Genomic DNA, 26,529 nt, shown 5'->3' with positions numbered 1-26,529 from the left:
GGTCAGCCCTCCTGCAGTGTGGTGCGGCCGCCCGCGATGAACTGCGGCACCAGCTCGCCGATGCGGTCGAAGCCGGCGCCGACGGTCCGGCCGAGCGTGAAGCGGTAGTGGATGCCCTCCAGGATCACGGCGAGCTTGAAGTACGCGAACGCCGTGTACCAGGCGACGCGGGAGACGTCCCGGCCGGACCGCTCGGCGTATCTGGCGGTGATCTCGGCGGCGGTCGGGTGGCCGGGGGCGCCGGCGGTGGTGGCGATGGGGGAGTCGGCGCCCGCGGGGGTGCTGTACATGGCCAGCAGGCCGAGGTCCGTGAGCGGGTCGCCGAGCGTCGACATCTCCCAGTCCAGGACGGCCGCCACGGTGTCGCCGGCGTCGACGAGGACGTTGTCGAGGCGGTAGTCCCCGTGTACGACGGCGGGCGCGGCGGCGGGCGGCAGGTCGCGGGCGAGGGCGTCGTGCAGCTCGTCGATGCCCGGCAGTTCGCGGCTGCGGGAGGCGTCGAGCTGCTTGCCCCAGCGGCGGAGCTGGCGCTCCAGGAAGCCGTCGGGGCGGCCGAAGTCGCCGAGGCCCACGGCGGCCGGGTCGACGGCGTGCAGGCCGACCAGGGTGTCGACGAGGCCGTCGACCACGGCCCGGGTGCGCGCGGGGCCCAGCGGCGCCAGCTGCCCGGCCGTGCGGTACACGGTGCCGGGGACGGCCTCCATGACGTAGAAGGGGGCGCCGAGGACGGACTCGTCGGAGCAGAGCAGCAGCGTCCGCGGCACGGGGACGGGGGTGGGGTGCAGCGCGGTGAGCACGCGGTGCTCGCGGGCCATGTCGTGCGCGGTGGCGAGGACGTGGCCGAGCGGGGGGCGGCGGACGACCCAGCGGCCGGTGCCGTCGGTGACGTCGTACGTGAGGTTGGACCGGCCGCCCTCGATGAGCCGGGCGCGGAGCCCGCCGCGGACGAGCCCGGGGAGCTGCGCGTCGAGGTGGCGGCGCAGCGCGTCGGGGTCGAGGCCGGGCGGGTGGTCGTCGCTCATGCGGGGTCCCTCCGGGCGGCGGCAGCGGTCGACGGGGTCCGGCGGCGGGCCCCGGGTCCATAGTGCCGACCGGTCGGTATGTCGTCCAGCCCGCCGCGGGCGCTACGCGTGGCAGGGCATCATCCTGCCGCCGTTCATTGCCGCCATGTCCGCGAAGTACTCCGCCGCGTCCAGCGGGTGGCCCTCCGGCTCGCCGGCCAGCTCGCTGTACGCCCGGTGCAGGTTCGCCACCAGCCGCTCCGGCTCCCGCAGCTCCGCGAACGCCTCCGGGTCCGCCGCCCGCGCCGCCTCCAGGGGCGTACGGCCCGCCGCGCGGCCCTGCGCGGCCAACTCGGCGACGTAGCGCAGATACCGCTCCACCACGTCGAACACCCCCGCGTCCGTCACCGGCCCGTGCCCCGGCACCACGGTCTCCGCGCCCAGCGACCGCAGCCGCTCCAGCGCCCGCAGCGACCCGGAGAGCGAGCCGAACGCGACGAACGGCGTCCCGCCGCACATCGCCAGGTCCCCGGCGAACACGACCCGCTGCTCCGGCAGCCACACCACCGTGTCCCCGACGGTGTGCGCGGGCCCGGGGTGCAGCAGCCGGACCTCCGTGCCGCCCGCGGTCAGCGTCATCGACTCCGTGTACGTCATGTCCGGCGCCCGCAGCCGCACGTCCCCGTACTCCACCTCCGGCCACACCAGCTCCAGATGGCGCCCCGCGGCGAGCACCTGCTGCCGGCACCCGGCGTGGCCGACGACGGTGGCCGGGGCGAAGACGCCGTTGCCGTACGTGTGGTCGCCGTGGTGGTGGGTGTTGACCACGAGCGCCGGGTCGGGCGCCCCGCTGGCCAGCACCGCCTCGCGCAGCAGCCGCGCCCGGCTCTCGGTGGCCGCGGTGTCGACGAGCAGGGTGGTCGTGCCGTCGCTGACGAAGCCCGCGTTGCTCAGGCACCAGCCGCCGTCCGGCTGGATGTATGCGTGCACGCCGGTGGCGAGCTGCACGGTGTACGGCGTGCGGGCGGCGTCGACCGCGCGGTCCACGATCTGCGCGGGCGTGGCGTCGATGCAGACGGCCGCCCCGTGCTCGTCGGGCGCCAGCGGTTCGAGCGCCGCGAACTGCGCGTCCAGCACGTCGTGCGGCACGAACAGCTCCTTGCGCTCGGCCAGTCGGGCGCCGATCAGGCACCGGGAGCCGTCCAGGTGCAGGAAGTACAGGCCCGGCACGGCCGCCGCGAGCCGGCCGCGGTCGCCGCGGCGCAGCGCCGGGCGGCTGACGACGCCGCCGCTCGCGGCCCGCCTGCGCAGCCAGCCGGCGACGGCGTCGTCCGGCGGCTCGCCGTCCGCCGGGGGAAGGCCGGCCTCCCGGGCGATGTCCGCGCCGTCCGCGTACGGCACGTTCAACCGCTCGGCCAGCTCCCGGCCCACCGTGGTCTTGCCGCAGCCGGACACCCCCATGACGACGATCAGTGGCACGGTGACGGCCATGCGCATGTCCCCCTCAAGACAACCCTCGCCTGCGCTGCGGTGCTGCCTGCGAGCTTAGGACCAGCGGCACGTGCGGCGGCTCGAAAGCCGTCCGGATGCGCGCGGGGCGTCAGAGAAGCAGTGCTGCCGCCGATATCGCGGACGCCACCACGCACAGGCCCGCGCCCAGCGCGAGCCCCGGCGCCATCGCCGCCGGTGCGGCCGCGGCCAGTTGGCCTATCCGCCGCTGGCCCGCGGCCAGGAACACCAGCCACGTGCACAGCGCCAGCGACAGCCCGGCGTACCCGCCCACCGAGGCGCCCTCGACCACCACGCGCCGTATCTCCAGCACCACCACGACCGCGAACGCCAGCGTGGTACGCCGCCACGCGAACCGCGTCCGCTCCGGCTGCGCCGCGGGGTCCCGGGCGTCGCTCACCGCCTGGTCCCGACCAGCACCGCCACGATCAGCGCCACCGCCGCCACCGCCGTGCCCACGGCGAGCAGCCCGGGGAAGCGGGACTCCGGCAGGTCCTCGCCGCGGCGCATCGCGCGCTCGCAGCGGATCCAGTGGTTGACGGCCCGTACCGCGCAGACCGCTCCGCCCACGAGCAGCACCGCGGCGATGGCGGTGCGGATGGGGCGGGCCATCTCGTCGAGGAACTGGTCCGCGGCGATGCCGCCGCCGACGAGCGCCAGCGCGGTCCGCACCCACGCGAGGAACGTCCGCTCGTTGGCGAGCGAGAAGCGGTAGTCGGGCGTGCGGCCCTCGGCGCGCAGCCGCCGGGGCGAGAACCACAGCCGGACGGCGGACGGACGCTCGGGGTCGCTCACGGCCTCGACCCTAACCGAACGCCCCCGCGCACCCCGCGGCCGACCCGCCCCGCCCGCGGGCGGGCGAAGTGCCCGGCGCCCGGCGGTTGACGGGCGGGCGCGCAGTCAACAGGATCTGAACCCACCGGTAACCTTCGAAGGGGCGGCAGCCATGGTCTACGACGCCGACGTCATCGTGATCGGAGCGGGGCTCGCCGGCCTCGCCGCGACCGCGGAGCTGGCCGACGCCGGACGCAAGGTCATCCTGCTGGACCAGGAGCCGGAGCAGTCGCTCGGCGGCCAGGCGCACTGGTCCTTCGGCGGCCTGTTCTTCGTCGGCTCGCCCGAGCAGCGCCGGATGCGCATCCGCGACAGCCGCGAGCTGGCCTGGCAGGACTGGCTCGGCACCGCCGGCTTCGACCGCGCCGAGGACCACTGGCCGCGCAAGTGGGCCGAGGCGTACGTGGACTTCGCCGCCGGCGAGAAGCGCGCCTGGCTGCGCTCCATGGACGTCTCGTTCTTCCCGGTCGTCGGCTGGGCCGAGCGCGGCGGCTACGACGCGGAGGGCCACGGCAACTCCGTACCCCGCTTCCACATCACCTGGGGCACCGGGCCGGGCATCGTCGCCCCCTTCGAGCGGCGGGTGCGCGCGGCCGCGGAGCAGGGCCGCGTCGACATGCGGTTCCGCCACCGCGTCACCGGCCTCGCCCGCAGCGCCGGCGCCGTCGACACCGTCACCGGGGAGATCCTCCGGCCCAGCGACGCCCCGCGCGGCACCGCCAGCAGCCGGGAGGTGGCCGACACCTTCGAGCTGCGCGCCCAGGCGGTGATCGTCACCTCCGGCGGCATCGGCGGCAACCACGACCTCGTACGCGCCCACTGGCCCGAGCGCCTCGGCACCCCGCCCGAGAAGCTGCTCTCCGGCGTCCCCGCGCACGTCGACGGGCTGCTGCTCGACGTCGCCGGGGCCGCCGGCGGCCGGCTGATCAACCGCGACCGGATGTGGCACTACACCGAGGGCATCGAGAACTGGAACCCCATCTGGGCCCGCCACGGCATCCGCATCCTGCCGGGCCCCTCCTCGCTGTGGCTGGACGCGACCGGCCGCAGGCTGCCCGTGCCGCTGTTCCCCGGCTTCGACACGCTCGGCACGCTGGAGCACATCATGAAGTCGGGCCACGGCTACACCTGGTTCGTCCTCAGCCAGAAGGTCATCGAGAAGGAGTTCACGCTCTCCGGCAGCGAGCAGAACCCGGACCTGACCGGCAAGAGCGTGCGCGACGTACTGGGCCGCGCCGGTTCCGGCGCGCCGGGCCCGGTGCAGGCGTTCATGGACAACGGCGTCGACTTCGTCGTCGAACGCGACCTCGGCACGCTGGTGCGCCGGATGAACGAACTGACCGGCGACAAGCTCATCGACGAGGAGGCGCTGCGCCGCACGCTCACCGCCCGCGACCGCGAGATCGACAACGCCTACACCAAGGACATGCAGATCACCGCGCTGCGCGGCGCCCGCAACTTCCTCGGCGACAAGCTCATCCGCGCCGCCTCCCCGCACCGCTTCCTGGACCCGAAGAACGGCCCGCTCATCGCCGTACGGCTGAACATCCTCACCCGCAAGTCCCTCGGCGGGCTGGAGACGGACCTGTCGTCGCGGGTGCTCGCCGAGGGCGGGGAGCCGCTGCCCGGCCTGTACGCGGCCGGGGAGGCCGCCGGCTTCGGCGGGGGCGGCGTCCACGGGTACCGCTCGCTGGAGGGCACCTTCCTCGGCGGGTGCCTCTTCTCCGGCCGCGCCGCGGGCCGCGCGGCGGCGAAGGCGGTGGGCTAGCGCCGAGGGCGGCGGGCTGGCGGCGGGCCGGCGCCGAGGGCTGACGGCCTGAGGCCTGCGGGCTCGTACGGGCCGGCCCGCCGCCTACGCGTCCGTGCCCGGCGCCGGGGCCGGATCCGGCGCCGCGCCGGGCGCCTTGGCCTTCGTCTCCGAGCGCCGCCCGCGCAGCAGCCCCGCGCCCCCGATGAGCCCGCTGGCCAGCAGCGTCACCAGGCCGAACGACATCGTCAGCGACGTCGCGTCGGCGACCTGCCCGATCGCCGCGGGGGCGATCAGCCCCGAGGCGTACATGATCGTCGCGACCCCCGCGATGGCCTGGCTCGGCGCGTTCGCGGACCGCGCCGCCGCCGCGAAGACCACCGGGACGACGACCGCGATGCCCAGGCCCAGCAGCCCGAACCCGGCCATCGCCTGCGCCGCGGCGGAGGAGGTGATGATGAGCACCCCGCCGAGCGTCGCCAGCACCCCGCCCGCGCGCACCGTGCGCACCGGGCCGAGGCGTTCCACGACCGCGTCGCCCACCAGCCGGGCCACGGCCATCGTCAGCGCGAAGCCCGTGGTGCACGCGGCGGCGAGCCCGGCGGAGGAGTCCATCTCGTCGCGCAGGTAGACCGCCGACCAGTCCAGGCTGGCGCCCTCGGCGAACACCGCGCAGAACCCCACCGCGCCGATGAGCAGCGCCGACTTCGGCGGCAGCGCGAAGTGCGGCGGCGGCTCCTCGTCGGCGTGCGCGACGGGCGCGAGCACCCAGCGGCAGGCGACGGCCGAGACCGCGGTGAGGACGGCGGCGGCGATCGCGAAGTGCACCCGGCCGTCCAGGTCGGTGTGCGCGGCGACGGTGCCGGCCGCGGAACCCGCGAGCGCGCCGCCGCTCCACATGCCGTGCAGCCCGGACATGATCGAGCGGCCGAGCCGCTGTTCGACGTCGACGCCGAGCGCGTTCATCGCGACGTCCGCCATGCCGGCGGTCGCGCCGTACACGAACAGGCCCGCGCACAGCGTCGCGAGGCCGGGCGCGAGGGCCGGCAGCACCAGCGCGAGGCACCACATGACCATGAGCCCGCGCAGTGCGCGGCGGGCGCCGAAGGTGTGGCTGATCCGGCCCGCGAGCGGCATCGCCGTGGCGGCGCCGAGGGCGGGCATGGCCAGCGCGAGGCCGAGTTGGCCGGCGCTGATCCCGGCGTGGTCCTGCACCCAGGGGACCCGGGTGGCGAAGCTGCCGGTGACCGCGCCGTGCGCGGCGAACACCGCCGCGACGGCGTACCGCGCCCGCCGTATCTCGCCCGTGCTCGCCACCCGGCCTCCTCCGCCCGCCCGTTGGGCCCGTCGGGCGCCCGCGCCGGTCCGCCCGGACCGGTCCGTCTCCGCTGTCCAACCGGCACGATTCCCGCTCACGATCGCATACGAACACCTGACGCCCCGCGCGTTGGTGCGATCTTTCGCGGCGTCCGGGGTCTTGTCTCACGCCGCCGCGCCCTCTACGTTTTGCGATCAGACATCCCACCTCCTACGTCCCATGACTCCGGAGTCGCCGCATGCGCACCTCGACCAGCCTCCTGTTCCTCTCCGCGACCGCCCTCCTCGGCACCCTGGCCGCGGGCCCCGGCACGGCGGCGGCCGACGCCGGAGCCACGGCGTCCGACAAGGCCCCCTGCACGTCCTCGGTCCCCTACAGATCCGGCGAGGGCGGCTACGACACGTACCGCATCCCCGCCAGCGTCAAGACCGGCGGCGGCTCCCTGCTCGCCTTCGCCGAGGGCCGCGTCGGCGGCGCCGGGGACTCCGGCAACATCGACGTCGTCGTCCGCCGCTCCGAGGACGGCGGCTGCACCTGGGGCCCGATGTCCGTCGTGGCCCCGGGCGGCGGCGACACCCGCGGCAACCCCGCGCCCGTCGTCGACCCGAAGACCGGCGACCTGGTGCTCGTCACGTCGTTCAACAGCGGCAAGGTCACCGAGGCGCAGATCATGCGCGGCGAGGTCACCGCCGAGCAGAGCCGGCGCGTCTTCGTGCAGCGCTCCACCGACGACGGCCGCACCTTCGACGAGCCGCGGGAGATCACCGCCGACGTCAAGCTGCCGCAGTGGCGCTGGTACGCGACCGGGCCCGGCCACGCCGTCGCCCTCAAGCACGGCCCGAACCGCGGCCGGCTCGTCATCCCGTCCAACCACTCCACCTCCCCGCCGGCCGGCTCCGCCGACACCGGGCAGGAGGCCAAGTACTACGGCGCCCACGCCATCTACAGCGACGACGGCGGCCGCACCTGGAAGATGGGCTTCGTCGACGACCAGTACGAGGGCGAGATCAACAGCAACGAGAACATCGCCGCAGAACTGCCCGACGGCCGTCTGTACTTCAGCACCCGCGACCAGAACGGCACCAGCCCCGGCAACCGCCTCGACGCCTACTCCAGCGACGGCGGCGCGAGCCTGGACCGGCCGTACCGGGTCCAGCCCGACCTGAACGAGGTGCCCGTCGTCCAGGCGAGCGTGCTGCAGCCCGTGGGGCGCAAGGCGCCGCTGCTGTTCTCCGGCCCCTCGAACCCCACGAAGCGCGAGAAGATGGCCGTCTGGCGCAGCGACGACGCGGGCCGCAACTTCACGAAGGTGACGACGCTCTCGCAGCAGCCCGCGGCGTACTCGGACCTGGTGCAGGTCAACGGGCAGACGGTCGGTGTCCTGTACGAGACGGGGACGTCCGGGTCGTACGAGACCATCGAGTTCCGCCGCCTCGACCTGCGGAACCTCGGCGGCTGACCGCGCACGGCGGCGCCGTGCGCCGCCTGACCGCGCGACCGGCGGTGCCTGACGGCCGGCCGGTCGCGTGCCGTCCGCCCGCCGCCGGTGCCCCGGGGCTTCCCCGGCGCACCGGCGGCGGCGGGCCAGACCCTAAAATCGCCTTGTGGTGGCGATAGGCGTGCTGGGCCCGCTCACCGCCGAGGTCGACGGCGCACCCGCCGAACTCGGCGGCCCGCGCCAGCGTGCCGTCCTCGCGCTGCTGCTGACGGCGCGCCGGGAGACGCTCTCCGCGGACCGGATGATCGACGACCTGTGGCACGGCGCACCGCCGCCGCGCGCGCGGGCCTCGCTCCAGGCGTACGTCTCCCACCTCCGGCGCGAACTCGAACCCGGCCGCTCCCGCCGCGCCCCCGCCCGGCTGCTGGTGAGCACCCCGCCGGGCTACGCCTGCCACCTGCCGGAGGAGGCCGTGGACGCCTGGCGCTTCGAGCGGGCGCTCGCCCGGGCGCGGGGCCTCCTCGCGGCGGACCCGGGCCGGGCCCGTACGGAGACGGCGGCGGCGCTGCGGCTGTGGCGCGGCGAGGCGTACGCGGAGTTCGCCGACGCGCCCTGGGCGGCGGCCGAGACCGCGCGCCTGACGGGCCTGCGGCTGACCGCCCGCGAAACCCGCGCGGCGGCGACCCTGCACCTCGGCCGCCCCGCGGAGGCGGTGGCGGAGGCGGAGGCGCTGACCCGCGACGAGCCGCTGCGGGAGGAGGGCTGGCGGCTGCTGGTCCTGGCCCTGTGGGCGGACGGCCGCCAGGCCGACGCGCTGGCGGCGCTGCGGCGGGTACGGCGCGCGCTGCGGGACGACCTGGGGATCGAGCCGGGCCCGGAGCTGACGACCCTGGAAGACGCCATCCTGAACCGCCGCTGGGAAACCCTGCGCACCCAGTCCCGCGGAGTGCCTGCGGCGGGCCGGCCCGGATCGGAGGGCCCGGCCCGGGCGGCAGCCGGCACCGCCGCCCCGCCGCACGACGCGCACACCTCCGGTGGGCCCCGTCCCTCCGCTCACCCGCTTCCCGAACCCTTCGTCCCCGATGCCCCGCCCGCCCCGCTCCCCGGCGGCGCGCCGCCCGAGGCGCCGGCGCCGTTCGTCGGGCGGGCCGCCGAGGTGGCCGCCCTCGGGGCCGCCGCCGGGGAGGCGTCCGGCGGAGGGGTGCGGTTCGTGCTGGTGGCGGGGGAGGCCGGGGCCGGGAAGTCGCGGTTGCTGGGGCACTGCGTGCGGCGGCTGGCCGGCCAGGGGTGGGTCACCGCCGTCGGCCGCTGCCCCGAGGCCGAGGGCGCGCCGCCCGCCTGGGCGTGGGAGGAGATCGCCGGCGAACTCGCCCGGTACGCGCCGCCCGACCCCCGGCTCGCCGACGACCTCGCCCCGCTGCTCGACCAGGGCCCGCGGGCCGCCGCGGGCCGGACCAGCGACCGGTTCCGGCTGCACCGCGCCTGCCGCACCTGGTTCGCCGCCGCCAGCCGCGAACGGCCCCTCGCCCTCTTCCTCGACGACCTGCACCGCGCCGACCGCGAGACCCTCGCGCTGCTCGCCGCGCTCGCCGAGGACCCGCCCGCCGGCCGGCTCCTGATCGTCGCCGCCTACCGCCCGGACGAGGGCGAACTCGCCGCCGCGCAGGCCGTCCTCGCCCGCCGCGCCCCCCTGCGGCTGCCCCTCGACGGGCTCGCGGCGCCCGACGCGGTACGGCTCGTGCGCGCCCTGGCCCCCGTCGACGCCGAGACCGCCGCCGCCCTCGCCGAACGCACCGGCGGCAACCCGTTCTTCCTCCTGGAGACCGCCCGCATGCTCACCGGCGGCGCCGTCACCGGCGACGCGCTGCGGACCGTCCCCGACGGCGTACGCGACGTGCTGCGGCGCCGCTTCGACCGGCTCCCGCCCGCCGCGCTCGGCGTGCTGCGCCTCGCCGCCGCGGCCGGCCGCGAAGCGGACGTCGAGGTGCTGGTCGGGGCCGCCGGCACCGCTGCCGGGCCCGCCGCTGAAGCGGCCGGGGACGGCTCCGCAGCGGCAGCCGCGGAGCCCGCCGTGCCGCCCGCGGAGGACGCCGTCCTCGACGGCCTCGACGCCGGCGTCGCCGCCGGGCTGCTCACCGAGCCCGGCCCCGGCCGCATCCGCTTCGCCCACGCCCTCGTACGCGACACCCTCTACGCCGACACCAGCGGCCTGCGCCGCGCCCGGCTGCACGCCGCCCTCGGCCGGGCCCTGCGCGAGCTGCGTCCCGACGACGTCTCCGCCATCGCCCACCACCACCTCCAGGCGCCCGCGACCGCCACCGCCCGCACCGCCGTCGACTACGCCGTGCGCGCCGCCGCCCTCGCCGGCCGCCGCTACGCCCACGACACCGCCGCCGAGCTGCTGGCCCAGGCCGTCGCCTGCGTCGAACGCCACCCTGCGGCGTTCGCCGGCGAGGACACGCCGGCCCGCGTCGTCGGCCTGCTCGGGCTGCAGTTGCAGGCGCGGGCCCGCGGCGGCGCCGTCGTCGAGGCGCAGGGCATCCGCGCCCGGGCCATGGACGTCGCCGAGCGGCACGGCCGCGACGACCTGCTCGTCGAGGCCCTGACCGCCTGGACGGAGCCCACCGCCTGGGAGCGGAGGACGTACGCGCACGAGGACACCCGCGCCGCCGCCGCGCTGCGCCGCCTGCTCGCGGACGGCCCGCGCGACGACGCCACCCGCTGCCGGCTGCTCGAGGCCCTCGCCTCCGCCCTCGACAGCGCCGCGGGACCGGCCCACGCGGCGCGTGCGGCGGCGGCCGAGGCCGTCGACCTGGCCCGCCGCCTCGACGACCCCGCCCTGCTCGCCCAGGTGCTCACCACCCAGAGCCGGGTCATGGACTGGGAGTTCGACCCGGCGCCGCGCGAGAAGGCCGTCGCCGAACTGGCGCAGCTCGCGGCGGACCACGACCTGCCCGCGTACGCGTGGTTCGCCGCGTACCTGGCCGCCGGGACCGCCGCCGTCCGGGGCGACATCGCGGCGATCCGCCGGCACGTCGCCTGCGGCCTGGAGATCGCCGAGGCCCACCGGCTGAGCGAGCCCGCCGCGGTCGGGCACGTACAGCTGGCCGCACTGCGCATGGCCGAGGGCGACTACGCGGCGGCCGAGCGCGGCTACGCCGAGGCCGCCGCCCGGCTGCGCGCCAACGGCTCACCGCACGCGGAGGCCATACGGACGGTGTCGCACTTCGCGCTGAGCTGGCTGAAGGGCCGGCCCGCGGAGGCGCTGCCGGAGCTCGAGGCGGCGGCTGAGGTGTACGGGTCGCTCGCGGGCGACTCCCTCGCGCTGGCCCTGATCGGCGCCGGCCGCCCGGACGAGGCCCGCACCGTGCGCGCCGAACGGCCGCCCATCAGGCAGGACTTCTTCTACTCGCTCTTCCTGAGCGCCCGCGGGCTGGCCGTGGTCGCGCTCCGGGAGCGGGAGGAGGCCGCGGGCGTGCTGGCCGAACTGCTGCCCCTGCGCGACGTGGTCGCCGGGGCCGCGAGCATGTGCCTGGCCATGCGGCCCGTCGCGCAGACGCTCGGCGACCTCGCCCTGCTGCTGGACCGTACGGACGAGGCCGCGGCCCACTACGCGCACGCCGCGGCCGTCGCGCGCCGCTGGCAGGCGCCGCACTGGCTGGCGGACGCCGAGGCCGCCCTGGCCGCCCTCGGCGCGGCACGGGACTGAGCCCTCGGGGAGCGGGCCGAAGCCCTTCCCGAGCTGCGCCGGAGCCCTCCGGCGGCTGTTCCAAGAGTTCTCCAAGTCGCCTGCAAGCGACCCTCGCGACGGTGTGCCGGAATCCAACGGATCTGCCCAAGGAACGGTCATGACGCGACTGCTCGGCCGCCTCGGCGGCGTATGCGCGGCGCACCCCTGGCGGACGATCTCCGCCTGGCTCGTCGCCATCGCCGCCTTCTTCGCCCTCGCCGGGGCGTTCGGCGGCACCCTGCACGACGACTACCGCGCGGACGGGACGGCCGCCCAGGCGGGCACCGACTTCCTCGCCGACGCCTTCCCGGAGATGTCGGGCACCAGCGCGCGCGTCGTCGTCCACAGCGACTCCGGCGACGGCCTGCCCGCCGGCGTCCTCGCCGAGGTGCGCGAGCGGCTCACGCGCGTGGAGGGCGTGTCCGTGGTGGCCGAGCCGGTGCTCTCCCGCGACGGCGACACCGCGCTGTTCTCCCTCAGCTACGGCATCGAGGTCACCGACATCAAGGGCACGGACGGCACCGACGCGCTGCGCGCCGCCGCCGAGCCCGCCGAGGACGCGGGCCTGGACGTCGAACTGGGCGGCCAGGTGCCGGAGAACGTCACCAAGCCGGCCATCACCGCCGAGATGATCGGCATCGGCGCCGCCCTCGTCATCCTGCTGTTCGCTTTGCGCTCGTTCACCGCCGCCGGGCTGCCCCTGGTCGTCGCCATCGGCGGCCTCGGCGTCGGGTTCGCCGGCATCACGCTGCTCTCCGCCGCCACCGACATCGGCACCATCGCGCCCACCGTCGCGTCCATGGTCGCCCTCGGCGTCGGCATCGACTACGCGCTGCTGCTCGTCGGCCGGCAGGCGGAGGGGCTGCGCGCCGGCCTCCCGCCGCGCGCCGCGGCGGCGGAGGCGACGGCCACCGCCGGCGTCTCCGTGCTCATCGCGGGCGCCACCGTCCTGCTGTCCCTGTTCGGGCTCCGGCTCAGCACGATCGGGGTGTTCGCGTCCTTCGGGTACGCGACCTTCTGCACCGTCATCGCCGTGATGGCCGCCGCGCTGACGCTGGTGCCCGCGCTGTGCGGGCTGGCCGGGCACCGGGTGCTGCCGCGGGCGGAGCGCCTCGGCCTCGTACGCGCGGAGGAGGCCGCGGCCGCTCCGGAGGCCGCCGGCAACGCGCGGTCCGTACCGCAGCAGGCGCCCCGGGCGACCCTCACCGAGCGCTGGGCGCGCAGCGTCACGAAGCGCCCCGCGGTCTCCGCCCTCGGCGCGCTCGTCGTGCTCCTCGCGCTGGCCGCACCCATCCTCGGCATGCGCACCTGGCCGCAGGACGCGGGCACCCAGCCGGACTCCAACACCACGCGGCGCGCGTACGACCTGGTGGCCGCCGAGTACGGCGAGGGCGCCAACGGCCCGCTGCAGATCGCCGTGGACCTCACGGCGGTACCCGCGGAGACCCTGCCCGCGCTCGGCGAGGACATCGCCGCGACCGACGGCGTCGCCGCCGTGGCGCCGCCCAGCTTCAACGAGGCCCGCGACGCCGCCGTCATCTCCGTCACCCCCACCACGGGGCCGCAGGACGAGCGCACCCAGGACCTGCTGGACGAACTGCGCGCCGACGTACTGCCGCAAGGGGCCGAGGCCACCGGCGTCGTCGCCCTGTTCGCCGACATCTCCGACCGGCTCGCCACCCGGCTGTGGGCGGTCGTCCCGTTCGTCGTCGGACTGTCGCTGGTGCTGCTGACCGTGCTCTTCCGGGCTCCGGTGGTGGCGCTGAAGGCGGCGGTGATGAACCTGCTGTCGGTCGGTGCGGCGTACGGCGTGATGACCGTGGCGTTCCAGACCGACACCGGCGCTCAACTGCTGGGCCTGCCGCACAGCGTGCCGGTGTCGAGCTGGGTGCCGATCCTGATGTTCACCATCCTGTTCGGCCTGTCGATGGACTACGAGGTCTTCCTGCTCTCCCGGATCCGGGAGGACTGGCTCGCCACCGGCGACGCGCACGGCAGCGTCGTCCGCGGGCTCGCGGCGACCGGGCGGGTCATCACCAGCGCGGCGGCCATCATGATCGCGGTGTTCACCGGCTTCGCGATCGACCCGGACGTGACGGTGAAGATGATCGGCGTCGGCATGGCGGTGGCGGTGCTGGCGGACGCGACGGTCGTCCGCATGGTGCTGGTGCCGGCGACGATGACGCTCCTCGGGCGGGCGAACTGGTGGCTGCCCCGCTGGGCGGACCGGCTGCTGCCGGAGCTGCACCTCGAACCGCCGGCCTCCGCCGCTGCGGCGGCGGCCGGGGACCCGGCGGGCCCGAAGGATCCGGCGGGCTCCGCCGCGGTCCCCGCGGACCCGGAGACCACCGGGGAGGCCGACGGCGGGAAGGGGCGGGTTCCCGTCGGCGGCGGGGGGTAGAGAGGCGGGAGGGGCGGCGGGCTACCCCCGTACCCGCCGTCCCTCCCGTCCGCCTACGGGGCGCGCCCCCCCGTCAGCGCAGCCCCGCCGCGGCGAGGTGCTTCTCGACCCGCTGCACCTCCTCGGCGTCCAGCGGGATCTGCGGCAGCATCGTCGCCGGGCAGTCGATGACCCCGCGCAGATGCAGGGCCGCCTTGAACGCGCCCAGCGCCGAGGAGCTCATGCCCATCCGCGCCGGGTCGCCGCTCCTGACCATGCCGAAGAGCGCGAGCAGCCGCTCCTGTTCGGCGCGGGCCGACGCCCAGTCGCCCTCCCGCGCGCTGCGGTACAGCCGCACGTAGCCGTGCGGGTCGACGTTGCCGAGGCCCGGGACGACGCCGTGGGCGCCCATGGCCAGCGCGCTGTCCACCATCGTCTCGGAGCCCGTCAGCGCGGAGAAGCCCGCGACCTTGTCCCGGACCCCGACGACGACGCGGCGCAGCCCCGTCTCGTCGCCGCTGGAGTCCTTCAGGCCGGCCAGCACGCCGTCGGCGGCGAGCTGGAGCACCAGGTCGTGGCCGAGCTTGGTGTGCACGGACACCGGCAGGTCGTAGGCGTAGACCGGCGCGCCGGTGCGGGTGGCGACCTCGCGGAAGTGCCGGTCGATCTCCGCCGGGTGGGTACGGGTGTAGAACGGCGCGGTGACGACGAGCGCGTCCGCGCCGGCGTCGAGCGCGCTGCGGGCGTGGTCGAGCACGCGCGGTGTGGTCATGTCGATCGCGCCGGCGAGCACGGGCAGTTGGCCGCCGACGTGCCGTACCACCGTGTCCACCACGGCCCTGCGCTGCTCGTCCCTGAGATAGGCAGCCTCGGAGGAGGAGCCGAGGACGAAGAGTCCGTCGACGCCTCCCGCCACGAGGAAGTCCACCAGCCTGGTCAGCGAGGCGGTGTCCACCTCGGCATCCGGCGTCAGGGGGGTGCAGACGGGCGGTACGACGCCGGTCAGGTGGGTGGGACGGGTCATGCGCTCTCCTTCGCTTGGATCACGAGATCACGGGTGCTCTCCCCGGCGGCCACCGGATGGTGGCAGCGGAACCGGTGGGCGTGCGCCGCCTGAGTGACCTCCGGCATGGCCGCGGCGCACTCCGCCGTGGCCTTCCAGCACCGGGTACGGAACGGGCAGCCGCTCGGCGGCCGGGTCGCCGACGGCACGGGGCCGACGAGCGGGATCGGGTCGATGGGGTCGAGGAGCCCCGGCGTCGCCGAGAACAGCGCCCGCGTGTACGGGTGCCGGGCGGTGTCCGTGCTGCGCTCCGCCGGGGCGTCGCTGCCGGAGCCCAGCGCCACGGCCGGCGCCTCCTCCACGATCCTGCCCAGGTACATGGTGATGACGCGGTCGCTCATCCGCCGCACCGTCTGGATGTCGTGCGAGACGAACACCAGCGCCAGGTTCAGCCGCTCCTTCAGGTCCAGCAGCAGGTTGAGGATCTGGGCGCGTACGGACACGTCCAGGGCGGACGTCGGTTCGTCGGCCACCACCAGGTCCGGCTCCAGCGCCAGGGCGCGGGCGATCGCCACCCGCTGCCGCTGCCCGCCGGACAACTGGCCCGGCAGCGCGTCCGCGAGCACCGGGGGCAGGCCGACGAGGGCCATCAGCTCCCGTACCCGCTCGGCGCGCTGCGCGGACGTGCCGCGGCGGTGCACGTCGAGCGGGTCGCGGAGGATCTGCCGGATCGGCAGCCGCCGGTTGAGCGCGGTCGACGGGTCCTGGAAGATCATGCCCGTACCGGTGCCGATGGCCGTCCGCCTTTCGCCGGCGTCCATCTTCCAGATGTCGCGGCCGCGGAACTCCACCGTGCCGGCCGTCGGGGGCTGCACCCCCACCAGCACCTTCGTCAGCGTGGACTTGCCGCAGCCGGACTCGCCGACCACGCCGACCGTCTCGCCGGCCGCGATCGTCAGATCCGCGCCGGTCAGCGCGTACACCCGGTCGCGGGCGAACAGGCCGCCGGAGCGCGCCCGGTGCACTACATGCGCGTCCCGTACGGTGATCAGCCCCGGCGCCGCGCCGCCGCCCTCGACCAGCGGGTCGCCCTCGACCAGCGGCTCGCCGGCCAGGTCGCCGACCGGCCCCGGGCCGCCGCTGTCCTTCGCGCTCATCGCAGCGCCTCCTTCTCCGCCTCGCCCGCGGCGACCGCCGACCCGGCCGGCAGGCCGGTCGCCGGTTCGACCGCCGGGTGGTGGCACGCCACCTCGTGCTTGCGTTCCTCGCCGACCAGTTCGGGCGCGGTGTCCAGACACGTGCCGCTCGCCATCGGACAGCGGTCGGCGAACCGGCAGCCGGCCGGGAAGTCGGCCGGCGAGGGCACGACGCCGCGGATCTGCGTCAGCCGCTCCTGGGCCGACTCCAGCGACAGCACCGAGCCCAGCAGCCCGCGGGTGTAGTGGTGGGCCGGCGCCTCGACGAGGTCGGCGGTGACGCCGGTCTCGACGATCTGCCCGCCGTACATGACGACCACCCGGTCGGTGACGTCGGAGATCAGCGCCAGGTCGTGGCTGACGAGGATCAGCGCGAAGCCCAGCTCCTCGCGCAGCCGCAGCAGCAGCTCGATGACCTGCGCCTGCACCGTGACGTCGAGCGCGGTGGTCGGCTCGTCGGCGACGATGAGCTTCGGGTTGCGGGAGAGCGCCATGGCGATGAGCACCCGCTGCCGCTGCCCGCCGGACAGCTCGTGCGGATAGCTGCGCAGCGTACGGTCCGGGTCCAGGCCCACCAGCTCCAGCAGCTCGGTCGCGCTGCGCGTACCGCCGCGCCTGATCAGCTGCTTGAGCTGCGCGCGGATCGTCATCGCCGGGTTGAGCGAGCTGAGCGCGTCCTGGTAGATCATCGCCATCTCGTGGCCGAGGAGCTTGCGGCGTACGCGCATCGGCGTGCCGATCAGCTCCCGGCCGTCGAAGACGACGCTGCCGCGGACGCGCGCGCCGTCCGGCTCCAGGCCCATCACCGTCAGTGCCGTCAGCGACTTGCCGCAGCCCGACTCGCCGACGAGGCCGAGGACTTCACCGGGCCTGACGTCGAAGCTGATGCCGTCGACGATGTCCACGCCCGCGTGCCGCTTGTCGAAGCCGATGGCCAGGTCCGTCACGGACAGCACCGGCTCGCCGCCGGGCAGCGGCCGGGCCCGTTCGCGCAGCCGGCGTGCGGCCTCGGCCAGTCCCGGCAGTTCGAGCACCTTGCCGGTGCCCGGCGCGGCGGCCTCGATGCGGTCCTCGGCGCCGGCCTCCTTGACCGACACGCCCTCCGACCGCCGGGAGGCGGGTGCCGCCCAGGCGTCCGAGATGCCCTCGGAGAGGATGTTGAGCGCCAGCACGGTCAGCAGCATCAGCAGGCCCGGGAAGACCGTGGCCCACCAGCCGCCGAGCAGCACCATGTTCTTGCCGTCCGCGATGACGCTGCCCCAGGACGGGTCCGGCGGGCGGACGCCCGCGCCGATGAAGGACAGCGACGCCTCGAAGACGATCGCCTCGGCGACCTGCACGGTGCAGAACACCAGGATCGGCGCGGCGCAGTTGATGGCGACGTGCTTGACGATGATGTGCGGCGTACGGGCCCCGATGACCCGTTCCGCGGTCACGTAGTCCTCGCCGTACTGGTCCAGCACGTTGGCCCGGACGACCCGGGCGATCGGCGGCACGTACAGGAACGCGATGGCGCACACCAGCACCGGGATGCTGCCGCCGAACACGGCGACGAGCACCGCGGCCAGCGCGATCCCCGGGAACGCCATGACGATGTCCAGGCAGCGCATGACGAACTCGTCCACCGCCTTGCGGGAGGTGGCGGCGACGGCGCCGAGGACCGCCCCGACGACCAGCGCGAGCAGCGTGGCGCCCAGGCCGATGACCAGCGACCAGCGGGCCCCGTACATCAGCCGGCTGAGGATGTCGCGGCCGAGGCTGTCCTGCCCCATCCAGTGGTCGGCGGACGGGTGCCCGGTGCCGTCGGCCTGCCCCTGCTGGTCCAGCGGGTCGTGCGGGGCGATCAGCGGCGCGAACACCGCGACGAGCACGACCAGGGTGATCAGCCCCAGCGAGATCCGGGACGTCCAGGGCAGCCGGGCGAGCCCGCGGAGCCTGAGGCCGGGCCGGGACAGCCGCTCCGCGAGCTTCTGGCGGCCCCCGAGGGTGGCGAGCATCAGGCGGCACTCCTCAGTCGGGGGTTGACCAGCAGGTAGAGGATGTCGATGACCAGGTTGACGACGACGAAGGCGACGGCGACGGTCAGCACCACCCCCTGCACGACGGCGGGGTCGCCGTTCTTCACCGCGTTGATCATCAATGTGCCCATGCCGGGCAGCGAGAAGATCGTCTCGATGACGACCGCGCCGCCGAGCAGGTAGCCCACCCGCAGCCCGAGCACGGTCAGCGGGTTGACCAGCGCGTTGCGCAGCACGTTGCGGCCGACCACGACGACCGGCGGCAGCCCGCTGCCGATCGCCGTGCGCACGTAGTCCTTGTCCAGCTCCTCCACGACCGCGGTGCGGACGATGCGGGTGAGCTGCGCGGCCACGTGCAGCGACAGCGCGATGGCCGGCAGCGTCATCGTCTTGAGCCAGGCCGTGAACGAGTCGCCCGGATTGACGTACCCACCGGAGGGGAACCACCCCCAGTCCACCGCCAGGTACTGGATCAGCAGCAGCGCCACCCAGAAGGCGGGCGCGGCGACGCCGACCAGCGAGACGATGCGGATCACCTGGTCCGGGATCCGGTCGCGGTAGATCGCGGCCGTGACCCCGAAGAGCACCGACAGCACGATGGCGAGGGCGAGCCCCATGAAGGTGAGCTGCATGGTCAGGGGCAGCGCGGTGGTCACCTGGTCGATGACCGGCCTGCCGTTGAGCGCGCTGAGCCCCATGTCGCCCTTGAGCAGGTCGCCCACGAAGGCGGCGTAGCGGACGAGCAGAGGGTCGTTGAGACCGTGCTCCTCGCGGTAGTCCTCCAACTGCTGCTCGGTGGGGTTGGCCCCCTGGAAGTTCGCCACCGCCGGGTCGATGTCCGAGAAGCGCATGACGAGGAAGACGAACAGCACGATGCCGAGCATCAGCGGGACGAGCAGGGCGATGCGGCGTAGCAGCATCCTGGCGATCTGGGCCACGTACGTGAGCTCCTAGCCTTGACTGACCGTGACGTGCCGCCCTACGCGGGCTTGGCCTTGAGGAGGTTGATGCCGGGGTAGGGCTGCGGCTGGATCCCGGTGATCTTGCCGTCGTCCCAGGCGGTGACCAGCTCGGTGTGGACCACCGGGTAGATGACCGCGTTCTCCGCGATGACGTCCAGGTACTCCTGGGTCATCTGCTTCTTCTTCTCCTGGTCGGGCTCGCGCGTGGCCGCGTCCATGAGCCGGAACAGCTGCTTGGCCTCGGACGCCTGGGACCAGCGGGAGTAGTCCATCCAGACGTTCTCGGCCGTGTAGTTGTAGCGGAGGATCAGGTCCGCGTCGATGCCGAGCTGGTTGGGGTTCGAGGCCGAGGCGACCACCTGGTAGTCGGCCTTCTGGTCCAGCTTGGTGAAGAGGGCGGAGGTCTCCTGCGGGTCGAGCGTGGTCTCCACGCCGATGGCGTCCCAGGACTCCTTGATGGTCGGGATGCAGTCGGCGATCCAGCTCACGGTGGACGCCATGAGCGTCACCTTCAGCCCGCTGACCCCGGCCTCGTCCAGCAGCGCCTTGGCCTTGTCCGGGTCGTAGCCGTAGACGCTCTTCGCCTTGCGGTACGTGGGGTTGCCCTCGTCGAGGAAGGAGCTGGCGGCCTTGCCGTAGCCCCGCAGGCCCGCCTCGATCATCTTGTCGGTGTCGATGGCGTAGTGCAGCGCCTGGCGCACCCGTACGTCGTCGAAGGGCTTCCGCTCGGTGTTGAAGAGCAGGAACATGTGGTTCATCCCCGCCCCGCCCTCGACGGTGAGGCCGTCCTGCTCCAGCTGCTTGACGTTGGCGTACGGGATGTTGTCGGAGATCTGGGCGCCGGCGTTCCCGCCGGAGATCTTCGCGACCCGGGGGGCGGCGTCCACGATGGACAGCCAGGTCATCTTCTTGAAGTTGGCCTTGCGCGGGCCGTTGTAGTCCGCGTACGCCTCGAAGGAGGTGTTCGACAACGGCTGGTTGGCCGTCATCCGGTACGGGCCGGAGCCGACGGTGACCTCGGGCAGACCGGTGTCGAGGTCCTTCCAGGCACCCGACTTGCCCAGGATGTGCTTGGGCAGGATCTTCGCCAGGGTGAGCCGGGACAGCCCGTCCGGGAAGGGGAAGGCAAGCACCAGGTCGACGGTGTTCTCCCCGGTCTTCTTCACCTCCTTCAGCCAGCCGGCGAAGAACCCGTGCGTGAGGGTCTGGGTCTCGGGGTCGAGTATCCGGTCGAAGGTGAACACCACGTCGTCGGCGGTGACCGGCTTGCCGTCGTGGAAGGTCGCCCCGTCGCGCAGGGTGAACGACCAGGTCGAGGCGCCGGTGTCGGCGGGCAGCTCGGTGGCCAGCGCGGGGTAGGGCTCGCGGGTGATGGGGTCGGTGTCGAGCAGCCCCTCGAAGACGTGGTGGTTGGCGGCCACGGAGAACGCGGACGCGGTCAGCGTGGGGTCCCAGCTCTGGTCGTTGCCGTAGCCGATGACGGCGGTGACGGAGTCCCCGCCGCCGCCCCCGCCGGTGTCCGAGGTCGAGTCCGGACCCCCGGAGCAGGCGGCCAGCGCCGGCGCCATGACGCCGAAGGCGCCCAGCGCCCCGCCGTACTGCAGCACTCGCCGGCGGTGGACGCCCGGCTCTGGTGATACGTCGCTCACGGTGCCTCCAGGAGGGGAAAAACAGGGGATGGCGCCGCGCCTGTCCCTGTCCCGGGGATAGGCGGGGTCGTGGGAGGTCCTACGTTCTACCTCTTGGCGGTGAACATAGAAGTTGGCCTGGAGGCAGGTCAAGAGGTCGGCGAGAAGCGTTATGCGGTGTCAACCCCGCCCGAGCCGGGTCCCCCCCCGGTCGGCCGTGCGCGGCAACGGCGTCGGCGGGCACGGGTTCGCCGGGCCCGGCAGGTGAACGACGCGACCGACGCGGCGGCCGCGGCGGCGAAAGAGGAACCGGAATCAGGCGGCGGGTCCGCGCGGGGCGCGGAGGGCCGGCTTCACGGTGCGAGTAAGGCCGCACCGTTCGCACGGGCCCGGGGCACCGCCCCCGGCACGGCGGTCAGGTTGCGGTGGCGGACCGAGGTGAGCCAGGACTCCACCCGGGGCCGGTCCGGCGACTGCGGCAGCGGGCTCGCGGGCAGCGCCTCGTCGAGGCGGGCCGACAGCTCCGCGGCCCAGGCCATCACCTCGTCCCAGGCCGGCTCCCCGCGCCGTACGGCGAGCAGCCGCTCGCGGTACGGGCCGACGTCGACGCGCAGCTCGCCGGTGCGCAGGAGCGCCTCCCCGGTCAGCAGCAGGCGCAGCAGGTGCACCACGTGCTTCCACCGCACCTCGCCGGTCCGCTCCCGGCGCGCGCGGGCCCGGGTGAGCTGGCGGTACGCGTAGCGGCCGAAGGTGCGGTGGACCTCCTGGGACAGGAACGCGGGCCGCAGTTCGCGCAGCTCCGCGCCGAGCGGCGTGCAGTGCTCGACCAGCGGGGAGTGGAGCACCTCCAGTACGTTCGGGTTCCCGTCGAGCGCGAGCGCGCAGCAGCGCTCCACCTCCCAGCTGAACTGCTCGGGCAGCGGCCCCTCCCAGTGCTGCGGCGGCTTCTCCAGCCGCCAGAACCACTCGGTCGGCGCGACGTACACCCCCCGTCTGTCGGTGTCGGACTCCGCCGTCGCCAGGCCGAAGGCGCGCGAGCCCGCCACCACCGCGAGGATGGTGTGCTTCTCGACCAGCAGTCCGCCGCGCTCCATCCCGTCATCCTCGCCGGGCCCGCCCGCCGCCCGCCAGGGGTTTTACGGGCCCGGCCGCCGCCTTCCGGTCACGAGACCTGCGACATCACCCCGGCCGCGATCAGCTCCAGGTGGTCCAGGTCCGACAGGTCGAGGATCTGGAGGTAGCAGCGCTGGGAGCCGGCCTCGGCGTAGCTGCCGAGCTTCTCGACCACCTCCGCCGGGGTGCCGGCCAGGCCGTTCTCCTTCAGCTCCGGCACCTGCCGGCCGATGGCCGCCGCGCGCCGCGCCACCTCCGCGTCGTCCTTGCCGACGCACACGACCAGCGCGTTGGAGTACACCAGGTCGGACGGCGCCCGGCCGGCGGCCTCGGCCGCCTCACGGACCCGGCCGAACTGCTGCCCGGTGTCGGCCGCGGAGCTGAACGGCACGTTGAACTCGGCCGCGTAGCGGGCGGCCAGCGCCGGGGTGCGCTTCGGGCCCATGCCGCCGATCAGCACCGGCAGCGGCGACTGCACGGGCTTCGGCAGCGCGGGGGAGTCCGTCAGCTCGTAGTGCGTGCCCGCGTAGCTGAAGGTGTCGCCCGTCGGCGTCCCCCACAGCCCCGTCACGATCGCGAGCTGCTCCTCCAGCCGGGCGAACTTCTCCTTCGGGAACGGGATCCCGTACGCGGTGTGCTCCTCCTCGAACCACCCCGCGCCGATGCCCATCTCGACCCGGCCGCCCGACATCTGGTCCACCTGCGCCACCTGGATGGCCAGCGGCCCCGGCAGCCGGAAGGTGGCCGCGGTCATCAGCGTGCCGAGCCGGATCCGGCGCGTCTCGCGGGCCAGGCCGGCCAGCGTCACCCAGGCGTCCGTCGGCCCCGGCAGGCCGCTGACGTCGCCCATCTTCAGATAGTGGTCGGAGCGGAAGAAGGCGTCGAAGCCGAGGTCCTCGGTGGCGCGGGCCACGGTCAGGAGGGTGTCGTACGAGGCGCCCTGCTGCGGTTCTGTGAAGATGCGGAGATCCATGGGGGCCATTGTGCTTCAGCCCCGCTCCGCGGCTTCCCGGGGCACGGCGGCGGTGCATAGAGTGCAGTCACCGCACTGCCCGGCTTGCCGCTAGGGGGTCAGGATGACGGTCGTCTACCGCGCGCCGGAAGGGGACGACGGACTGGAGTTCACGGTCCGGCTGACTCCCGAGGAGACCAGGGCCCTGACCCGCGAGGCGCGGCTGCTGGCGGAGATCGTCGACAGCTGCCTGTGGGCCCTCGGCATGCTCCGTACGGGCGTCAACTCCCGCGACGCCGGCGCCCCGCCGCCCATCCCCGGCGACTACTACGCCGCCCTGCGCGACCTGGAGCGCATCGCGCCCCGGATCGAGGGCACGCGGAACGCGGTGATCCGCGCGCTCGCCGAGTCCGGGGAGGGCACCGACCGGCTGGCGCACGTGCTGCACACGGACGAGGAGGCCGCCGTACGGCGGCGCGCCGAGGTGCTCGGGAACCCGCCGTCGGAGTGGGAGACCTGGGCGGCCAAGGGCGCGGCCGAGTAGCACCCCGCGCGGCGCCGGGGCGGTCTCAGGACCGTTCCACCAGCACCGCCGAGCCCTGCCCCACCCCGACGCACATCGTCGCCAGCCCCCGCCGCGCGCCGGTACGCGCCATCCGGTGCAGCAGCGTCGTCAGGATCCGCGCACCCGAGCAGCCCAGCGGGTGGCCCAGTGCGATGGCCCCGCCGTCCGGGTTGACCGCCTCGGGGTCCAGCCCCAGCTCGTCCACGCACGCCAGCGACTGCGCCGCGAACGCCTCGTTCAGCTCCGCCGTCTCGACGTCCGCCACCGACCAGCCCAGCCGGTCCAGCGCCTTGCGCGTCGCCGGCACCGGGCCGACGCCCATGACGTCGGGGTGGACGCCGGCGGAGGCGCCGGCCGCGTACCGGCCGAGGGAGTCCAGGCCCAGGGAGGCCAGCGCCTCCTCGCTGACCAGCAGCAGCGCCGCGGCCCCGTCGTTCATGGGTGAGGAGTTGCCCGCGGTCACGCTGCCGCCCGTCCGGAACACCGGCTTCAGCTTCGCCAGTTGTTCCGCCGAGGTGTCCTCGCGGATGCACTCGTCCGCCGTCACCGCGTCCCCGCCCCCCGGCGGTACGACCGGCAGCAGCTCCGCGTCGAAGTGCCCCGCCGCGCGCGCCGCCGCGGCCCGCCGGTGGCTGCGCAGCGCGAACTCGTCCTGCCGCGCCCGCCCCACCCCGTACCGCCCGGCGACCTCCTCCGCCGTCTCGCCCATCGCGAGCAGCCCGTGCAGCTCCCGCATCCGCGGGTTGACAAGCCGCCAGCCGAGCCGGGTGTCGGCGGTGGCCAGCGCCCGTGGCAGCGCCTCGTCGGGCCGCGGCAGGACGAACGGCGCGCGGCTCATCGACTCCGAGCCGCCGGCCAGCACCACGTCCGCCTCGCCGGCGGCGATGGCGCGGGCGGCGGTCGTGACGGCCTCCAGGCCCGAGGCGCAGAGGCGGTTGAGAGTGGCGCCGGGCACGGACTCGGGCAGGCCGGCGAGGAGTGCGGCCATGCGGGCGACGTTGCGGTTGTCCTCGCCGGCCTGGTTGGCGGCGCCCCAGTAGACGTCGTCGATACGGGCCGGATCGAGGGCCGGGACGCCGTCGAGCAGCCCGCGGATCACACCCGCGGCGAGGTCGTCGGGGCGTACGGCGGACAGCGAGCCGCGCAGCTTCCCGATCGGCGTGCGGCGGGCGGCGGCGAAGTGAACGGTGCGCACGGCGGGCCTCCCCATTGAAACTAGCGGCGCTAGTTTCGGACTATAGCCCGCCCGCCGAGCCCGCGGCCAGGACGCCCGGCGTAGCACCATCCGTCCTCTTCGACCGTGATCGCTTACGATCGAACACGTTGTCCCGGACGCCCGCGACGCCGAAGCGAGGAGAGCGCGATGAGCAGTGCGAAGGTTGCCGACCAGCTCGTGGAAGTCCTGCTCCAGTACGGGGTGAAGCGCATCTACGGCGTCGTCGGCGACAGCCTCAACCCGCTCGTCGACGCCATCCGCCGCAGCGACGGCGCCATCGAGTGGGTGCACGTGCAGAACGAGGAGGCCGGTGCCTTCGCCGCCGCCGCCGAGGCGCAGGTCACCGGGCAGCTCGCCGCCTGCGCCGGCTCCTGCGGGCCCGGCAACACCCACCTCATCCAGGGCCTGTTCGACGCCCAGCGCAGCGGCGCCCCCGTCCTCGCCATCGCCTCGCACATCCCGTCGACCCAGATCGGCACCGGCTACTTCCAGGAGACCCACCCGGAGAAGCTGTTCGACCAGGCGTCCGGCTACTGCCAGCTGATCTCCCAGCCCGAACAGATGCCCCGCATCGCCCGGATCGCCGCCCAGCACGCCGTCGGGGCCAACGAGGTCGCGGTGCTCGTCCTGCCCGGCGACATCGCCGACAAGCAGGCCGCCAACCCCACCGGGCGCACCGTCCCCTGCGCCCGCCCCGCCTCGATCGTCCCCGACGCGCAGACCGTGCGCGAACTGGCCGACGCCGTCAACGCGGCCGACCGCGTCGCGCTGTTCGCCGGCGCGGGCGTACGCGGCGCGCACTCCCAGGTGATGCGGCTCGCCGAGACCGTCAAGGCGCCCGTCGGGCACACCCTGCGCGGCAAGGAGTGGATCCAGTACGACAACCCGTACGACGTCGGCATGATCGGCCTCCTCGGCTACGGCGCCTGCTACGACGCGCTCCAGGAGGCCGACCTCGTCGTCATGCTGGGCACCGACTTCCCGTACGACGCCTTCCTGCCGCAGGCCAAAACCATCCAGATCGACATCGACGCCACCCGCCTCGGCCGCCGTACGCCCCTGGAGGTCGCCGTGCACGGCGACGTCGCCTCCACCCTGGACGCGCTGCAGCCGCTGCTGCACGAGAAGCGCGAGCGACGCTACCTGGACGCCACGCTGCGCAAGCACGAGCGGTCACTGACCAAGGTCGTCGAGGCGTACACCTCGAACGTCGACAAGCACGTCCCGATCCACCCCGAGTACGCCGCCCGGCTGCTCGACCAACTCGCCGCCGACGACGCGGTGTTCACCGTCGACACCGGCATGAACAACGTCTGGGCCGCCCGCTACCTCACGCCCAACGGCCGCCGCCGCGTCATCGGCTCGTTCACCCACGGCTCCATGGCCAACGCCCTTCCGCACGCCATCGGCGCCGCCGCCGCCGACCGCGACCGCCAGGTCATCTCGCTCTCCGGCGACGGCGGCCTCGGCATGCTCCTCGGCGAGCTGATCACCGTCAAGCAGCACGACCTGCCGGTCAAGACCGTCCTGTTCAACAACGCCTCGCTCGGCATGGTCAAGCTGGAGATGCTGGTCGACGGACTGCCCGCGTACGGCACCGACCACAGCAGGGTCGACTTCTCCGCCGTCGCCCGCGGCATCGGCATCCCCGCCTGGCGGGTGGAGAAGCCCGGCGAGATCGAGGGCGCGCTGCGCGAGGCACTGGCCGCGAAGGGCCCCGCGCTCGTCGAGCTGATCACCGACTCCAACGCGCTGTCGATCCCGTCGCGGATCACGCTGGAGCAGGTGCGCGGCTTCGCGCTGGCCGCCGGGCGCACGGTGCTGGAGGGCGGCGTCGGCACGATGCTCGACCTCGCCCGCTCCAACCTCCGCAACATCCCCCGCCCCTGACCGCGCGGGCCTTCGCGCCGTACGGACCG

19 protein-coding genes are annotated in these 26,529 nt (G+C 74.6%); 6 read left to right on the top strand and 13 right to left on the bottom strand.

What is annotated here, in order from left to right; genetic code table 11:
• Positions 1 to 2: 2 nt before the first annotated feature.
• The 4 genes from LG396_RS19845 to LG396_RS19830 all read right to left on the bottom strand — a co-directional run bounded on the left by LG396_RS19845 (position 3) and on the right by LG396_RS19830 (position 3,305).
• A complete protein-coding gene (locus LG396_RS19845; protein WP_018837421.1) occupies positions 3 to 1,022 on the bottom strand; it encodes a phosphotransferase family protein in 1,020 nt (339 codons plus the stop codon).
• A gap of 102 nt (positions 1,023 to 1,124) precedes the next feature.
• A complete protein-coding gene (locus tag LG396_RS19840; RefSeq protein WP_372483537.1) occupies positions 1,125 to 2,492 on the bottom strand; it encodes an MBL fold metallo-hydrolase in 1,368 nt (455 codons plus the stop codon).
• 109 nt (positions 2,493 to 2,601) lie between these two features.
• Entirely contained in the window at positions 2,602 to 2,910 is a 309-nt protein-coding gene (locus LG396_RS19835) for a DUF202 domain-containing protein (RefSeq protein ID WP_018837423.1), read from the bottom strand.
• Positions 2,907 to 3,305, bottom strand: coding sequence for a DUF202 domain-containing protein (locus LG396_RS19830; RefSeq protein WP_018837424.1), 399 nt, complete (start codon positions 3,303 to 3,305; stop codon positions 2,907 to 2,909). Before LG396_RS19830 ends, LG396_RS19835 begins: the two co-directional genes overlap by 4 nt.
• 151 nt (positions 3,306 to 3,456) lie before the next feature.
• On the opposite strand from LG396_RS19830, the gene LG396_RS19825 reads away from it, so the two are divergent.
• Positions 3,457 to 5,112, top strand: a complete 1,656-nt coding sequence (locus LG396_RS19825) for an FAD-binding dehydrogenase (RefSeq protein ID WP_037746582.1) — start codon at positions 3,457 to 3,459, stop codon at positions 5,110 to 5,112.
• A gap of 84 nt (positions 5,113 to 5,196) precedes the next feature.
• On the opposite strand, the gene LG396_RS19820 is transcribed toward LG396_RS19825, so the two are convergent.
• Positions 5,197 to 6,408 carry an MFS transporter gene (locus LG396_RS19820; protein ID WP_018837426.1) on the bottom strand — a complete coding sequence of 404 codons (1,212 nt, stop codon included), beginning with the start codon at positions 6,406 to 6,408 and terminating at the stop codon, positions 5,197 to 5,199.
• A 239-nt stretch (positions 6,409 to 6,647) separates the two neighbouring features.
• Here LG396_RS19820 and LG396_RS19815 point away from each other — a divergent pair, with 239 nt between their 5' ends.
• The 3 genes from LG396_RS19815 to LG396_RS19805 all read left to right on the top strand — a co-directional run bounded on the left by LG396_RS19815 (position 6,648) and on the right by LG396_RS19805 (position 13,978).
• Positions 6,648 to 7,868, top strand: a complete 1,221-nt coding sequence (locus LG396_RS19815) for a sialidase family protein (protein ID WP_018837427.1) — start codon at positions 6,648 to 6,650, stop codon at positions 7,866 to 7,868.
• Between the two features lie 145 nt (positions 7,869 to 8,013).
• Positions 8,014 to 11,556, top strand: a complete 3,543-nt coding sequence (locus tag LG396_RS19810) for an ATP-binding protein (protein WP_225795781.1) — start codon at positions 8,014 to 8,016, stop codon at positions 11,554 to 11,556.
• 139 nt (positions 11,557 to 11,695) lie between these two features.
• Entirely contained in the window at positions 11,696 to 13,978 is a 2,283-nt protein-coding gene (locus LG396_RS19805; protein ID WP_225795780.1) for an MMPL family transporter, read from the top strand.
• Positions 13,979 to 14,051: 73 nt separating this feature from the next.
• Here the strand turns inward: LG396_RS19805 and LG396_RS19800 are convergent, their stop codons facing one another.
• The 7 genes from LG396_RS19800 to LG396_RS19770 all read right to left on the bottom strand — a co-directional run bounded on the left by LG396_RS19800 (position 14,052) and on the right by LG396_RS19770 (position 22,850).
• Positions 14,052 to 14,981 carry a dihydrodipicolinate synthase family protein gene (locus LG396_RS19800; protein WP_018837430.1) on the bottom strand — a complete coding sequence of 310 codons (930 nt, stop codon included), beginning with the start codon at positions 14,979 to 14,981 and terminating at the stop codon, positions 14,052 to 14,054.
• Entirely contained in the window at positions 14,978 to 16,117 is a 1,140-nt protein-coding gene (locus tag LG396_RS19795; RefSeq protein WP_225795779.1) for an oligopeptide/dipeptide ABC transporter ATP-binding protein, read from the bottom strand. Before LG396_RS19795 ends, LG396_RS19800 begins: the two co-directional genes overlap by 4 nt.
• Entirely contained in the window at positions 16,114 to 18,153 is a 2,040-nt protein-coding gene (locus tag LG396_RS19790) for a dipeptide/oligopeptide/nickel ABC transporter permease/ATP-binding protein (protein ID WP_225795778.1), read from the bottom strand. Before LG396_RS19790 ends, LG396_RS19795 begins: the two co-directional genes overlap by 4 nt.
• Positions 18,153 to 19,094 carry an ABC transporter permease gene (locus LG396_RS19785; RefSeq protein ID WP_263979378.1) on the bottom strand — a complete coding sequence of 314 codons (942 nt, stop codon included), beginning with the start codon at positions 19,092 to 19,094 and terminating at the stop codon, positions 18,153 to 18,155. The genes LG396_RS19790 and LG396_RS19785 overlap by 1 nt, the downstream gene beginning before the upstream one ends.
• 59 nt (positions 19,095 to 19,153) lie before the next feature.
• Positions 19,154 to 20,704, bottom strand: coding sequence for an ABC transporter substrate-binding protein (locus LG396_RS19780; RefSeq protein WP_263979377.1), 1,551 nt, complete (start codon positions 20,702 to 20,704; stop codon positions 19,154 to 19,156).
• Positions 20,705 to 21,117: 413 nt separating this feature from the next.
• Positions 21,118 to 21,858, bottom strand: a complete 741-nt coding sequence (locus LG396_RS19775) for a nucleotidyltransferase domain-containing protein (RefSeq protein ID WP_225795777.1) — start codon at positions 21,856 to 21,858, stop codon at positions 21,118 to 21,120.
• Between the two features lie 68 nt (positions 21,859 to 21,926).
• Positions 21,927 to 22,850: an LLM class F420-dependent oxidoreductase gene (locus tag LG396_RS19770; protein WP_037746613.1), complete on the bottom strand. Its 924-nt coding sequence runs from the start codon at positions 22,848 to 22,850 to the stop codon at positions 21,927 to 21,929.
• 103 nt (positions 22,851 to 22,953) lie between these two features.
• Between LG396_RS19770 and LG396_RS19765 the strand changes: the two genes are divergently transcribed.
• Positions 22,954 to 23,373, top strand: a complete 420-nt coding sequence (locus LG396_RS19765; RefSeq protein ID WP_018837438.1) for a hypothetical protein — start codon at positions 22,954 to 22,956, stop codon at positions 23,371 to 23,373.
• A gap of 25 nt (positions 23,374 to 23,398) precedes the next feature.
• Here the strand turns inward: LG396_RS19765 and LG396_RS19760 are convergent, their stop codons facing one another.
• Positions 23,399 to 24,589: a thiolase family protein gene (locus tag LG396_RS19760; RefSeq protein WP_225795776.1), complete on the bottom strand. Its 1,191-nt coding sequence runs from the start codon at positions 24,587 to 24,589 to the stop codon at positions 23,399 to 23,401.
• A gap of 168 nt (positions 24,590 to 24,757) precedes the next feature.
• Here LG396_RS19760 and LG396_RS19755 point away from each other — a divergent pair, with 168 nt between their 5' ends.
• Positions 24,758 to 26,500, top strand: a complete 1,743-nt coding sequence (locus LG396_RS19755) for a pyruvate dehydrogenase (RefSeq protein ID WP_100298505.1) — start codon at positions 24,758 to 24,760, stop codon at positions 26,498 to 26,500.
• Positions 26,501 to 26,529: the final 29 nt, after the last annotated feature.

The sequence above is a fragment of the Streptomyces aculeolatus genome, assembly GCF_020400605.1.
Lineage (GTDB): Bacteria > Actinomycetota > Actinomycetes > Streptomycetales > Streptomycetaceae > Streptomyces > Streptomyces aculeolatus.
The sequence above is the reverse complement of the archived record's forward strand: the minus strand, read 5'-3'. Positions and strand labels throughout refer to the sequence as shown.